Source organism: Halorubrum sp. PV6, assembly GCF_003990725.2.
Taxonomy (GTDB): domain Archaea; phylum Halobacteriota; class Halobacteria; order Halobacteriales; family Haloferacaceae; genus Halorubrum.
Genome location: NZ_CP030064.1, coordinates 2505394 through 2519204, shown reverse-complemented (window position 1 = coordinate 2519204; position 13811 = coordinate 2505394). Strand labels below are relative to the sequence as shown.

Annotated in this window: 14 protein-coding genes; 4 read left to right on the top strand and 10 right to left on the bottom strand. The window is 68.4% G+C overall.

Annotated features, from left to right (window positions below; all coding sequences use genetic code 11):
* Positions 1-27 precede the first annotated feature (27 nt).
* Complete coding sequence (locus DOS48_RS26625; RefSeq protein WP_127118912.1) at positions 28-1386, bottom strand: extracellular solute-binding protein; 1359 nt, start codon at positions 1384-1386, stop codon at positions 28-30.
* Positions 1387-1668: 282 nt separating this feature from the next.
* On the opposite strand from DOS48_RS26625, the gene DOS48_RS26620 reads away from it, so the two are divergent.
* The 4 genes from DOS48_RS26620 (at position 1669) to DOS48_RS26605 (ending at position 5303) form a co-directional block, all read left to right on the top strand.
* Complete coding sequence (locus DOS48_RS26620; protein WP_127118605.1) at positions 1669-2106, top strand: hypothetical protein; 438 nt, start codon at positions 1669-1671, stop codon at positions 2104-2106.
* A gap of 51 nt (positions 2107-2157) precedes the next feature.
* The gene (locus DOS48_RS26615; protein WP_127118604.1) at positions 2158-2952 is read left to right on the top strand and encodes a hypothetical protein; all 795 of its coding nucleotides are present in this window, start codon (positions 2158-2160) and stop codon (positions 2950-2952) included.
* 136 nt (positions 2953-3088) lie between these two features.
* Positions 3089-3421 (top strand): hypothetical protein, encoded by a 333-nt coding sequence (locus DOS48_RS26610; protein ID WP_127118603.1) that lies wholly within the window; start codon positions 3089-3091, stop codon positions 3419-3421.
* 97 nt (positions 3422-3518) lie between these two features.
* Positions 3519-5303, top strand: a complete 1785-nt coding sequence (locus DOS48_RS26605; protein ID WP_127118602.1) for an alpha-glucosidase — start codon at positions 3519-3521, stop codon at positions 5301-5303.
* 46 nt (positions 5304-5349) lie between these two features.
* Here the strand turns inward: DOS48_RS26605 and DOS48_RS26600 are convergent, their stop codons facing one another.
* The 9 genes from DOS48_RS26600 to DOS48_RS26560 form a co-directional block, all read right to left on the bottom strand.
* Positions 5350-6537, bottom strand: coding sequence for a mechanosensitive ion channel family protein (locus DOS48_RS26600; RefSeq protein ID WP_127118601.1), 1188 nt, complete (start codon positions 6535-6537; stop codon positions 5350-5352).
* Positions 6538-6640: 103 nt separating this feature from the next.
* Positions 6641-7414, bottom strand: a complete 774-nt coding sequence (locus DOS48_RS26595) for an HAD family hydrolase (RefSeq protein ID WP_127118600.1) — start codon at positions 7412-7414, stop codon at positions 6641-6643.
* Positions 7411-8205, bottom strand: a complete 795-nt coding sequence (gene phnE, locus DOS48_RS26590; RefSeq protein ID WP_127118599.1) for a phosphonate ABC transporter, permease protein PhnE — start codon at positions 8203-8205, stop codon at positions 7411-7413. Before phnE (DOS48_RS26590) ends, DOS48_RS26595 begins: the two co-directional genes overlap by 4 nt.
* Positions 8205-9005, bottom strand: coding sequence for a phosphonate ABC transporter, permease protein PhnE (gene phnE, locus DOS48_RS26585; RefSeq protein ID WP_127118598.1), 801 nt, complete (start codon positions 9003-9005; stop codon positions 8205-8207). The genes phnE (DOS48_RS26590) and phnE (DOS48_RS26585) overlap by 1 nt, the downstream gene beginning before the upstream one ends.
* Positions 9006-9836 carry a phosphonate ABC transporter ATP-binding protein gene (phnC, locus tag DOS48_RS26580; protein ID WP_127118597.1) on the bottom strand — a complete coding sequence of 277 codons (831 nt, stop codon included), beginning with the start codon at positions 9834-9836 and terminating at the stop codon, positions 9006-9008.
* Positions 9837-11066 carry a phosphate/phosphite/phosphonate ABC transporter substrate-binding protein gene (phnD, locus tag DOS48_RS26575; protein ID WP_244629346.1) on the bottom strand — a complete coding sequence of 410 codons (1230 nt, stop codon included), beginning with the start codon at positions 11064-11066 and terminating at the stop codon, positions 9837-9839. It lies immediately after the preceding gene.
* A 165-nt stretch (positions 11067-11231) separates the two neighbouring features.
* Positions 11232-12509 (bottom strand): histidinol dehydrogenase, encoded by a 1278-nt coding sequence (hisD, locus tag DOS48_RS26570; RefSeq protein ID WP_127118596.1) that lies wholly within the window; start codon positions 12507-12509, stop codon positions 11232-11234.
* Between the two features lie 71 nt (positions 12510-12580).
* A complete protein-coding gene (locus DOS48_RS26565; protein ID WP_127118595.1) occupies positions 12581-12790 on the bottom strand; it encodes a hypothetical protein in 210 nt (69 codons plus the stop codon).
* 5 nt (positions 12791-12795) lie between these two features.
* Positions 12796-13761: a phytoene/squalene synthase family protein gene (locus DOS48_RS26560; protein WP_127118594.1), complete on the bottom strand. Its 966-nt coding sequence runs from the start codon at positions 13759-13761 to the stop codon at positions 12796-12798.
* Positions 13762-13811: the final 50 nt, after the last annotated feature.

Sequence of the window (13811 nt, the reverse complement as noted above, 5' to 3'; positions counted from 1 at the left end):
TTCGATGTCACGGTTGGCTACCGGGCGTTATTGACCTTCGTTCTCGATGTCGGCGAGCTCCGATTCGAGGTCCGCCATGGCGTCCTCGGGCGACTTCTCGCCGCGGTAGGCGTCGCTGATCTGGCCCGAGATGAGCGGCGACTCGTCGGGCCACGCCGTCGTCACCGGCCGCGGGACCGTGTTGTCGGCGGCGACGGCGAACGTGTCGAGGAAGTTCGCCAGGTCGCCCACCTGGTCCTCCGTGGCCGACTGCGTGACCGAGGCGACCGGCGGGAGGTTCCCGAGCTCCTCGAACACGGTCAGCATCACGGACTCGTTGGCGAACGCCTCCAGCACCGAGATGGCGTCGCCGAGGCGCTGGCTGTTCGGGTTGACCGTGAGGTGCCATCCGCCGAGCGCGTGGCTCGTTCCGCCGGTTCCCGCGTAGTTCCCTTCGCCCTCCTCGACGCCGTACGGCATCGGCATCACGTCGTAGTCCTCGCCCGCGGTGAACCCCTCGTCGAGGTTGATGTTGATGGCGTACGGCCAGTTGCGCATGAACGCCGCGTTGCCGCTCGTGAACGGCTCGCGCGAGGGCTCTTCGGTGAACTCCACGAGGTCGCTGTTGCTGATCTGCGGGATGTCCGGGTTGGCGTTCTCGGCGTCCGGCCCGTACATGAACGAGCGCATCATCCTGATGGTCTCGTAGAGGGGCTCCTCGTCGACCGTGATCGGCCGGTCGCCGACCGGCCCGAACAGGTTCTCGTGGTCGCCGAAGTACGCGCCGCCCATCGAGGTCATCATCTCGTTGAACGTACAACAGGAGGTGCCCTCGTAGTCGGCGCCCTGCGTGGTGAACCCGTAGTCCACGTCGCTCTGTTCGACGACGTCGGCGGCCACCTCGGCGAACTCGGTCCAGGTCATCGGCTCCGTGCTCCAGTTGGAGGTGTCGTAGCCGGCGTCCTCGACGAGGTCCTTTCGGTAGTGCATCACCGGGTAGTCGGGGAACACCGGGAGGCCGTACAGGTCGCCCGTCTGGGGGTGACTCGCGGTGCTGACCGCCGCGGAGAGGTAGTCGCTCTGGACGTAGTCTAACGTGTCAGAGGACAGCTCTTCGCTGAGGTTCACCAGCTGTTCGCGGACGATGAACGGAATCGTCCACCCGGAGTCCATCATGAAGATGTCGGGGCTCGACCGCCCGGCGTCCAGCGCCGACGTGAAGTCCGTCTGCCGCGCGCCCGTCTCGAAGTCGCCCGGAAGGAACTCGACGTCGATGTCCTCGCTGAGCCCGGCGTCGTACAGCGCTTGGACGACCGGCTCCTGCGCGTCGGCCCACTCGCCGTCCATCGACATCTGGATGGCCTGGCTGCCTCCGTCGCCGCCGCCCATACAGCCGGCGACGCCCATCGCGGCCCCCGTGCCCGCTGCGCCGAGGAACTTCCGTCTCGATACACCGCTCTCACCTGCCTCTTGGTCTGGACGAACCATTACAGGTGTGGTTAATTCTCATGATTAATATAACTAATGGGGACCACTCGGACTGTTGTAAATTTCTACTCGACGGCCGACGACGGTGAAAATCGCATTTATCGGCGGCACACGGGCTCTTATACGCGCTTTGTGCGAGTTGTGGTGTCGACGCCGCCGAACGACTTATGACTCTCCGGTTGAAACCGACGCGGACTAACGATGAGTGCATGGCACACGCGGTTCTTCGACTGGTTGGAGGGGATCTTCTTCGGCGGGATGGAGCTCTCCTTCCTCTCGTCGCCGGGGTTCGCGCTCGTGGTGGTCTTTCAGGACGTGTATCCCGACGCGGTGCCGATCGCCGGACTGCTCGCTATCGGCTTCGGGAGCCTCGCGCTCGCGGAGTTCCGCAACCGGACCGTCGACGTCGGCGCGTGGCCGCGCCGGAGCGAGCTGACCTCGATCCCGCTTCGCGTCGGCTACTTCAGCCTCCTGTTCCTCGTCTCGTCGATGGGCGTCGCCGCCGTCGTGATCGCCTCCGGCAACTGGTGGCTCACGCTGCTCGGCGCCGCGGTGCAGGTCGCGGGGCTCGCCGCGTTCCCCACCGCGTACAACCTCGTCTACGGGGAGCCGCTCGGCGACAGCGCGCTCCGCGCCTGACCGCCTGCCCGTGCCGGTGATTTATTGCGCCGCGGCCTCCCACTTATGTCGATGACTGGATTCGAGTCGCTTCGCCGAACCGCCGAGCGCCTCCGTCGTCCGGAGCACACCGGCGAAAACCGCTGTCTCCCGTGTACCGTCCTCAACACCGCTATCGTCGGCGTCGCCGCGATCGCGCTCTCTCGCCGGAGCCGCCCGCTCGGGGTGCTCGCGCTCGCGGTCGGTCTCGCGCTCGTCTCGCTGCGCGGGTACGTCGTGCCGGGGACGCCGCGGTTCGCGCCCGCGCTCGTCGACCCCCTCCCCGTCGCGTTCGGTCACGAGTCGCCCGCGGGCGTCGAGTCGGGCTCGCTCGCGGACGAGGGCGACCCCGAGGCCATGATGGAGGCGCTCGTCGAGGCCGGCGTCATCGTGCCGGACGGTGACCAGCTCTACCTCGACGACGACTTCCGGACCGCGTGGGAAGACCGGATGGCCGACCTCCGCGACCGCTCGGGCGAGGAGCTCGCCGTCCGCACGGCCGCCGCCTCGCACAGTTCGGTCGAGGGCGAGTTCCACGGCGAGCGGGTGCTGTTGGCCGGCGACCGAGACGCGTGGCTGAGCCCGGCGATCGCGATCGCCGAGACGGCGGCCGTCGAAGCGCTGGCCGACCGGGGTATCTCGCACGAGCTGCGGGTACAGGCGGCCGAGCCGCTGCGCACCTTCGCCCGCACCTGTCCGGTCTGTGCCGGCCGCGTCACCGACACGACCCTCCGGAACTGCTGTGGCGGTCCCGGCGGCGTCAGCGGCGACCCCGAACGCCCCGTCAGGGCCTGTGCCGAGTGCAACGCGGTCGTCTTCGCCGAGTAGCGATTCGAACCCCGCCGCTTCTCCTCCTTTATACTCCGTCTTCGCGCGTTTCCCATCCTCTCCGGTCCGTCCTCGCGTCCTCCCCGTCGACGGGCGCCGCCGACAGCTACAATCCGGTCCGGTCCTAGCGGATCGTATGGGTGTCGGTAGCACGGCCGAACTCGGCTTCCGGCTCGCGGTCGCCGCGGTCGTTATCGTCGGTCCGACCCTGCTCTACCTCGGGCTGTGGCGGTTCCTCTCGTGGCTCCGCGACGACGCGCTGATCGACCGGCTGGCGACCCGCGGCGCGGTCGAGGCGCCCCGTCCGGCGCCGGCCGACGTCCTCGCGTCGGCGACGGCCGCCCTCGACCGACGGCGCTGTCCGGCCTGCGGGACTCGCCTCGTCGCCGGCGCGTCACGCTGTCGGAACTGCCTCCGCGAGCCCGCAGACGAGACCGACTCCGGGGAGGGCGCCCCCCGCCGCGACTGACCGTCGATTTATCAGTCGGCGTCGCGCCCGACCCCATCGTTCCCGCAGCCGCGGCGGTCCCGCGTGGTTTTTTCACGCTCGTGAGCGGACGGCGCCTATGGAGTCCGACGGGGCGCCGGAGCGGCGGTGGTGGAAGGAGGCGGTGGTGTATCAGATATATCCGCGGAGCTTCAACGACACCGACGGCGACGGGGTCGGTGACATCCCCGGAATCACGGAGAAGGTCGACTACTTGGACGAGTTGGGGGTCGACGTGGTGTGGCTGTGCCCGGTGTACGACTCGCCGAACGCGGACAACGGCTACGACATCCGGGACTACCGCTCCGTGATGGACGAGTTCGGGACGCTGGCCGACTGGGCGGACCTGCGCGACGCGCTCCACGAGCGGGGCATCCGGCTCATCATGGACCTGGTGGTCAATCACACCTCCGACGAGCACGAGTGGTTCCGGCGCTCCCGCCGCCGAGAGGGAGCGTACGAGGACTACTACTGGTGGCGCGAGGGACGTGACGCGGCCGCGGTCGACTGGGGGTCGGACCGGGGACCGGACGGGGAGGTCCCGCCGAACGCCTGGCAGTCCTTCTTCGGCGGTCCGGCGTGGTCCTACGACGACCGCCGCGAGGAGTGGTACCTCCACCTGTTCGACCGCAAACAGCCGGACCTGAACTGGCGGAACCCCCGCGTCCGCGAGGCGGTGTTCGACCTCATGGACTGGTGGCTCGACCGGGGCATCGACGGGTTCCGAATGGACGTGATCAACCTCATCTCGAAGCCCGACGGGCTCCCGAACGACTTCGACGGCCCGTTCAACGGGGCGATGACCGGCGCGGCGAACGGGCCGCGCGTCCACGAGTACCTCGCGGAGATGAACGAGCGGGTGCTCGACCGCGACCTGCTCACCGTCGGCGAGATGGTCGGGTCGCCGCTGCCGATGGAGCACGCGCGACGGTACCTCGACCCCGACGAGGGCGGCCTCTCGATGCTGTTCCACTTCGAGCATATGCTGCTCGACCGCGGCGAGAGGGTCTGGGAGCGCGACGAGTGGACGCTCTCGGAGCTCAAGGCGGTGTTCAACCGATGGGACGAGGGGCTGAGCGAGACGGGGTGGAACGCGCTGTACCTCAACAACCACGACCAGCCCCGGATGGTGTCGCGGTTCGGCGACGACGGCGAGTACCGCCGCGAGAGCGCGACCCTGCTCGCGACGCTGCTCCACACGCTCCGCGGCACCCCGTACGTCTACCAGGGCGAGGAGCTGGGCATGACGAACTACCCGTTCGACTCGATGGACGAGCTCCGCGACGTCGACACCCTCAACCCGCTTCGGCAGGCCATCGAGGGCGGCGAGGTGGCGTCGTTCGACGCGGTCCGAGACGGGATTCGGGCGAACTCTCGCGACAACGCTCGCACGCCGATGCAGTGGTCGGCGGCCGAGCACGCCGACTTCACCGACGGAGAGCCGTGGATCGGCGTCAACCCCGACCACGACGAGGTCAACGCCGAACGGGAGCGCGCGGACGACGACTCGGTCTGGCGCTACTACCAGGATCTCATCGCCCTCCGCGAGGAACACGACGCGCTCGTGTACGGCGACTACGACCCCCTGTTCCCGGACGACGACGAGGTGTGGGTGTACACGCGGAGCCTCGACCTCGGCGACGACGGGGCGGGCGACAGCGCCGACGACACGGGGGTGCGGCTCCTCGTCGCGCTGAACGTCACCGGGGACGACCGCGAGGTGCGCCTCCCGCCGGGCGTCGCGAGCGACGAGGGCGCCCTGCTGATCGGGAACTACCGGACCGACGACGCGCTCCGGGAGTTCGCTGCCGGCGAGCTTCGACTCAGGCCCTGGGAGGCGCGGGTGTACCGCGTCGCGGCGTAACCCTGCTGGAGGATCGCTGACGGCGCCGCCGCCGAAATCGGTGGTCTCAGTTGCCGTCGCGCTCGGCCGCACTCTCGCCGTCGCGCTCGGCCGCACTCTCGCCGTTGCGCCCGGCCGCGGTCCCGCCGTCGACGGCCGCCTGCCCGGCTCCTCGCTCGTCCGGGACCTCGACGCTCGGGTCCGGGCCGGTCGTGACCGTCACGTCGCGTTTCGGGTACGGGATCTCGATGTCGGCGTCGTTCAGCGCTTTATATAACGCGCGGTTGAGTTCGTGCTGCGCGCGGCGGCGACGCGTCGGCCCGTTCACCCAACAGAGGATCTCGTACTGGAGCGCCGAGTCGCCGAACGACCGGAGCCGGGCTCGCGGCTTCGGGGAATCGAGGACGAGCGATTCGGCCTGCACCACCTCGATCGCGAGCGCCTCGAACGCGTCGATGTCCGTCCCGTAGGCGACGCCGATCGGGACCCGGACGCGACGACGACGCTGTGGCGCCGACTCGTTCGTCACCTTCGCGGCGTTGAGCGCGGCGTTCGGTACGGTCACCAACACCTCGTCGCGGGTGAGCAGCGTCGTCGAGCGCACGCCGACCTTGATGACGGTGCCGGCGGTGCCGTCGTCTAAGACGATGTAATCGCCGATCTTGTAGGTGTCGTCGAAGTACAGCGCGATCCCCCCGAAGAAGTTCGCGACGGTGTCTTTCGCGGCGAAGCCGACCGCGATGCCGGCGACGCCGGCCGCGCCGAGCAGCGGGGTGATCTCGATGCCCCACAGCCACAGCAGGGTCCCCGCGCTCCCCACGAGGACCGCGAGCGTCCAGACGTTCGAGAAGACGGGCGCGAAGTCGAAGCGGTTCCCCTCCTCGTTGACCGCGGCGACGAGCCGGTTCACGACGGCGTTGGCGGCGTGTGCCCACACGAGGATGATCACGGAAAGCGAGGGGCGACCGAAGATGTCGTCGAGCAGCTGCGGGTCGACGAGGACGGAGGCCCGGACCGTCGGCACCTGCGTGAGGACGTACACCCCGGCGAGCGCGGCGGTGACGACCAGCGGGGCGCGAAGCGACGCGATGATGATGTCGTCGTACTTCGACTCGGTGGTCGAGACGTAGCGGCGGGCGATTCGCAAGACGACGAACTCCATCCCCAGCGCGGCGACGACGGAGATGGCGAGGACCGCGACCGTCGCCTCGACCGCCGAGAACCCCTCGAACAACGCGGAAAGCGACGGTATCATTCCAGTACCGACGCCACGGCGGGAGATAACCGTTTCTGGCGGCGCGTGGCGGGCGCGGGACCGGAGCCGCGCGAGCGGGCAGGTGGGAGCCGCCGCGCCCGCTCTACTCGGACGAACCCGACGAGCGACCCCGGTCGGTCTGCGAGTCCGACGAGCCGGCGGGGTCTGATCGAGTTGCGGGCGCGTCGGAGGGCGAGGCGTCGGGGATGTCCAAGAGGTCCCGGAGGCTCTCGATCTCGACGGTCGGCTCCACGCTGAGGTCTCGGTCGGCGTTGTGGTCGCGCCGCAGGAACGCGCTGTCGATCCCGGCTCGCTCGGCGGCGAGCACGTCGGTCGCGCGGTCTCCGACGTAGATCCCGTCGGTCGCGTCGAGAGCGTTGAGGGCCTCCTCGAGGTAGTGCGGGTTCGGCTTGCGCCGCCGGAATCCGTCTGGGCCGGGGTCGCGGCCGCGGACGAACGCGAACGTGTCGAGCCGGAAGTGATCGACGACGAACTCGACGGTGGGGTGGTAGTTGTTGCTCACCAGCCCGAGCGTCGCGCGATCGGACAGCACGTCGAGGGCCTCGACGTCCCGGTGGAGGCGCCGCGCCCCGGCCGCCAACCGCTCGATTGCGCGTTCCGCGCTCCGCTCCTCGCGCGCCCGGAAGAGGGGTCTAGGGTCGACCGCCAGTTCCTCGCAGGCCGCGCGGAACGCTTCGTCGTACGCGTCACGTTCCAGCCGCTCGCGAAGTGCCGACGGTACGGTCAGACCACGGTCGTCGAGCACGTTGTCCAAGGCTCGCGAGCGGATCGCGGGGTCGATACCGGGGCTTTCCAACACGACGCCGTCCATGTCGAACAGCACCACGTCGTACGCGTCGGGTCTGAACGAACTCATCGAACCAGCCCCCGCGTGTACGCCGATAGGCTCTCGGTGACGACCACCACCCCGAGGATGACGATCAACACCATCGCGACCGACTGCCACGCGAAGGCGTTGACCGCGCGGAACAGCTCCACGCCGATGCCGCCGGCACCCACGAACCCGAGCACCGTCGAGTCGCGGATGTTGATGTCCCAGCGGTAAATCGACAGCCCGACCAGCGCGGGCTTGACTTGCGGGAGGATGCCGTAGAGCAACACTTGCGCCTGTGACGCGCCGGACGCGCGGACCGCCTCGACCTGACCGAAGTCTATCTCTTCGATCTCCTCTCCGAGCAGCTTCCCGAGGAAGCCGACAGAGCGGAACACGATGGCGACGGCGCCGGCGAGCGGACCCGATCCGAACAGCACGACGAAGAACAGGGCCCAGATGATGGTGTTGACCGACCGGCTTACCGTTACGATGAGCTTCCCGAGCCAGAATGTCGCGCCGTTCGGCGTGGTGTTCTCGGCCGCGAGCAACGCCACCGGGATCGCGAGCACGAAGGCGCCGAGCGTTCCGAGCGCGGCAATCTGGACCGTCTCGACCAGCGGCTGGACGATCTGAGTGGTGTACGCCACATCCGGCGGGTACATCCGAGTCAAAAGGTCGCTCACCTCTCGCGGGATCGTCTCCGGCCTGGCGACGCCGGTATCCATGAACCGCCACGAGGCGATCACGGTGACGGCGGCGGTCAGCAGGAGGACGAACCGGGCGATACGCCGCCGCCGGTCGAACCGCTGCCAGCTCGGTTGTTCGATCGCCATCAGTTGTACCTCCGTCTGACGACCGCGCTGACTCCCTCAGCCACGAGGACGACGGCGATGATCGCAAGCAGGATGGCCGTGACGTACTGGTAATCGTACCGGTTGAACGCGGTCAGGAGCACGGATCCGATCCCGCCGGCTCCGACGATGCCGATGATGGTCGAGGTGCGGATGTTGATGTCCCACCGGTACACCGAGAGCCCCGCGAACCGCGGGATTATCTGCGGTACCACCCCGTACAAGAGCGTCTGAATCGGTGAGGCGCCCGCGGCCCGCACCGCGTTGACCGACCCCATGTCGATGTCCTCTAGATCTTCGGCCAGGAGCTTCGAGAAGAAGCCGACCGTCTTGAACGTGATCGTGAGGATGCCCGCGAGCGGTCCGAACCCGATGGCCTTGACCGCGATGATGCCGACGATGATCGCGTTGAACGCCCGAGAGACGGAGATGAACCCCCTGTTGATCGCGTACAGCGGCTTCGGCGAGAGGTTCTCCGCGGCCATGAACGCGATCGGGACGCTGAGCAGGATTCCGGTGAGCGTCGACACCATCGCCATCGCGACGCTTTCGAGCATCTTGTCGAGAATCCGCTGGGCCTGTCGCGGGGTCGCCGAGGGCGGGAGGAAGTCGCCGACGAGCGACCCGGCGCTGCCGAGCCCCTGAGCGATCCGTGCAGGGTCGGCTCCGACCCCGACACCCGACCAGAGGAAGAATCCCACGACGCCGGCGTACACCGCCCACTTCACCCCCCGATTCGGGAAGACGGTTGGCCGCTCCCAAGTACGGTTGCCGGCGGCCATTCAGGTCTCCCCCGCGAGCGGACGGTCCACGTCCGACAGCGCGTCTCCGCCCGAGTCCGGCTTCGATCCCTGTTTGTCGGCGTTTTCGGGGATCGCTGCGCCCCGATACACTTGGTCTAGCCCCTGCTGGTCGAGCTCAGAGGGCGATCCCTCGAACACGAGCTCGCCGTCGTGGAGCCCGACGATCCGGTCGGCGTGCTCCATCGCGAGGTCGACCTCGTGGATGTTGATCAACACCGGCACTTCCCGTTCGGCGGCGATGTCTGTCAACAGCCGCATCACCGTGTCCGAGGTCTCTGGGTCCAGACTCGACGTCGGCTCGTCGACCAGCAGGATCTTCGGCTGCTGTATCACCGCCCGCGCGATGCCGACGCGCTGGCGCTGGCCGCCGGAAAGCTCGTCGACGCGTTTGTTCTCCATGTCGCCCAGCCCGACCCGGTCGAGGATGCGGTACGCCCGCTCGACGTCATCGGGGGGAAACGACCGCCGGAACGCCTGCCACGCGGAGACGTACCCCAGCCGCCCCGTGAGAACGTTCTCCATCACGGTCAGCCGCTCGACCAAGTTGTACTCCTGGAAGATCATGCCGATGTCGCGACGGGCCGACCGCAGCGCGTCGTCACCGAGCCCGGTCAACTCCGCGTCGTCGAGGTGGACCTGGCCGCCGCTCGGCTCGGTTAGCCGGTTGACACACCGGATAAACGTCGACTTCCCGGCTCCGCTCGGGCCGATCATCGCGACGGTCTCGCTGCCCTCGACCGACATCGTGACGCCCTGTAGCGCCTCGTCGCCGGTCGAGTACGTCTTCCGGAGGTCGGTGACTCGAAGCATTTACGATCCGAGCGCGCTCCGTTCGTACTCGACGCCGTTGTACCGCTGGATGATCATGATGTCCTTCCAGACCGTCTTGTAGTCGATCGGGACGAACTTGTTGTACCCCGTCCGCTTCTCGTAGGCCGTCCCCGAGAAGTCGGATTCGAGATACGCTCGCTCGATCCCCTCTTGAATCTCCGGCTTGAGGTTGTAGCGGTACGCGACGGGGCCGCTCGGGAACGGCGCCGACGCCCACACCACTTTGAAGTCGTCGAAGCTGAGGTCGCTCTGGGCCTCAACCGTGTCGACCATACACGTCGAACAGATTGGCCCGGCGTCGTAGTCGCCGGCCGCGATGCCGCGGGTGGTGTTGCCGTGACCGCCCGAGAAGTTGACCTTGTAGTCCTCTTCGGCCGTCACGTCGAAGTACTGGTCGAAGAGCGCCGAGGGGGCTTGGTGCCCGGAGTTCGAGGCGGGCTCGGAGTGGCCGACCTTCACCTCCTCGCGGGCGAAGTCGTCGACGCTCTGGATGTCGTCCGCGTCGGCGCGGGTGGTCGCGAACAGCCGGTATCCGAACTCTTCTTCCGGGGTAAGCCCGACCGCGAACGGCACCGCGCCGCCGAGGTTGACCGCGAACGCGGTCGTCCCGGTCGAGAAGTTCGCGATGTGGGCGCGCTCCGAGCGCATCGCCTCGACGGACGCCGCGTAACTGTCGACCTTACTGAACTCGACCGGCTTTCCGGTCTCCTCCTCGATCCGGTCGAAGACCACCTCGAAGTCCTCTTCGAACCGCCCTTGGACGTCCTCGCTCGGGCTCTCGGTGAACACCAGCGTGTCGGGATCCAACAGCTCGCTCTCGTCGCTGGGGGTCTCCTGGACCGGCTGACCGTGGGGGACCTCCTCGACCTCCCGGTTCCGCATATTCTCCAGGTCGGTCGTCGACCCGCGCTGGTAGCCAGCGTCGACCAGCGCCGACGACAGGTAGTTGTTCCCCTCCCACGTCGGTTCCGCGGGGTCGAACTCGCTGTTTTCGGCTAACATCGGGTCGCCGGACTCGCCGCTGCTGCCGTCGCTCCCGCTGGTGCTCGAACCGGTGCCGTCGCTCCCGTCGGAGCCGTCCGACCCGTCGCCCCCCGAGTTCGACCCGCCGGAACAGCCGGCGAGCCCGGTGAGGGCGGCCGCGCCGCCGGCGATGAGGAACTTCCGTCGCGAGTTCGATTCCTGCCGTCCGTCGGTGTTGTCCACCATTACGGCCCAAACAGGCGTGGTTGTGAGCAAGAAGGCTGCTATGAGCCCAATACGGCGGTCGATACCCGTCCAGACCGCAGCGTACCGGTATTGGTGTTTCCAAGGTAATATGTTTTCTCAATAAAGTATATACCTCCTATTGAGGCCGGACGGGGATACGAACGGCTACTCGAACCGCCGCCTGACGCTCTCGGCGTGGGCCTCTAACCCCTCGGCCTCGGCGAGGGTCGTGACGGTCTCCGAGAGGTCGTCGAGCGCGTCGCGGTCAAGCCGCTGGACCGTCGACGACCGGAGGAAGGTGTCGACGGAGAGCCCGCCGTAGCGTTTCGCGCCGCCGTTGGTCGGCAACACGTGGTTCGTCCCGGTCGCGTAGTCGCCGGCGGCGACCGGCGAGTACGGGCCGAGGAACACCGAGCCGGCGTTCGTGATCCGACTCAAGAGCGCCTCGCCGTCGGCGGCGACGATAGAGAGGTGTTCGGCCGCGTACTCCTCGGCGAATAACACGGCCTCCGGCATCGATCTGGCGTGGAGGACCCCCGAGGCGTCGTTGTCGAGGGCGGCCCGGATCGTCTCCTCGCGCTCGCGTCCGGCGGCCTGCGCCTCGACGGCCTCCGAAACTGCGTCGGCAAGGGTCTCGTCGTCCGTGACGGCGACCACGGAGGCGTTCGGGTCGTGTTCCGCCTGCGCGACGAGGTCGGCCGCGACGAGGTCGGGGTCCGCCGTCTCGTCGGCGAGGACGAGCACTTCGCTTGGGCCGGCGAGGAAGTCGATCTCCACGTCGCCCTGCACGACCGCCTTCGCGGCGGTGACCCACTTGTTGCCGGGGCCGACCACCTTCTGGGCGTTCGTCACGGTCTCCGTCCCGTACGCGAGCGCGGCGATCGCCTGTGCGCCCCCGACCTGATACACGGCGTCGGCGCCGGCCTCGTGGATCGCCGCGAGCGTGACCGGGTTCAGGTCCTCGGCCGGCGGCGTCGCGACCGAGACGTGGCCGACGCCCGCCACGGTCGCGGGGATCACGCCCATCAGCGCGCTGGAGGGGTACGCCGCCGAGCCGCCGGGCACGTACGCGCCGGCCCGGTCGAGCGGGCGGAACCGGCGCCCGAGTTCGCGGTCGCCGAACGTCTCTCGCCAGTCGTCGGGGCGCTGCCGCTCGTGGAAGGCTCGGATGTTCGCGGCCGCCTCGCGGATCGCGTCGAACACCGGGTCGTCCGCGTCGTCGAGATCGGCGTGTGCGCGCTCCGCGTCGTCCGTAACGTCGATGTTGCCGACCGTGACGCCGTCGAACTCCTCGGAGAACTCTCGCAGCGCCACGTCTCCCTCTTCGCGTACCCGGCCGACGATTTCGCTCACGTCGTCGCGGACCGCTCCCACGCCCGCGTCGCGGTCGAAGAACGCGCGGCGCTCGGCCGGGGAGAGGTCGGCGACGGTTCGTACGTCCATGCGGCCACTGGGAGCCGCGGTCAAAAGGGCGTTCCGACTCTCACTCGGTCGCTCCGGCCGCCCGAGGGCGACTACTCCATCGGGCGAATCCCCGTCACGTCGAGCGCCGCGAGCGCCACCAACCCGACCAACAGCGCGGCGGCGACGAAGAGGATCGGCGCCGAGAGCATCACGGCGACCTCGTACGGCGCGACGAGTCGCGTCGTGCCGCGGACGATGAACGACAGGAAGACCAGCCCGAACGCGGCGAACGCGAGGCCGACGAACCGAGACCTGTTCACGGCTCTCAGTCCGACTGGGCGGCTCCCGGCCCGTGTGGCCCGTGTTCACGCGGGTCGTGGGTTCCCCCGAAGTCGCCGCACATCTCGTGGAACACGGCTTCCGGATCCTGGTTCCACTGCCACTTCCAGCGGGTCCGGACGAGCAGCGACATCTTCCGGAGGAAGGAGAGCTCCGGCGTCGTCGACACCGTGTCGAACCCCAGGTCTCGGACCAGTCGGTGGTGGTCCGCGTACAGCACCGCCGAGAGCAACACGGCGAGTTGGCAGCCCTCCGGGAGGTACTTGATCCCGGCGACGCCCTCCTCGTACAGCTTCTCGGTCCGGGTCAGCTCCTCGCGTATCGCGGCCGCCACGTCGTCGTCGAACTCCAGCTCCAGGATCTGGCGCTCGCTCACGCCGTGCCGCCGGAGCGTCTCGAGCGGGAGGTACACCCGATCGCGCTCGACCACGTCCTCGCGGACGTCTCGGATGAAGTTCGTCATCTGGAACGCCTCGCCGAGTTTCGTCGCGTGGGGGAGCGCCTTCGCCTCGGCCTCGTCGTCGAGCTCCATGATCGCCGTCATCATCCGACCGACGGCGGCCGCGGAGCCGTCCATGTACGTCTCCAACTCGTCGTACGTCTCGTACCGGTCGGTGTCGATGTCGGACGCCATCGCGTCGACGAACGCGTTCACGTCCTCGTCGGGGATGCCGTGTTCCTCGCAGACCGCGGCGAACGCCTCCAACACCGGGTCGTCGGTCGTCGTCTCGCCGAGCGCGGCCCGTCGGAGCCGGTCGAGTTCCGCGCGCTGCTCGTCCGGCGGCGCGGTGTCTTCGGCGTCGACGACCTCGTCCGCGATCCGGAAGAACCCGTACAGCACGTACGTCGGGTGCCGGATCCGCTCCGGGAGCAGTCGGGTCGCAACGTGGAACGTCTTCCCCGTCTGGCGCTGGATCCGCTTTCCTCTGGCAACCTGCGTCTTCTCTACCATGCTGGCCTCTGGCAGTCGGTAGGGAGGATCGAGAGCGGGTCGCCGATCAT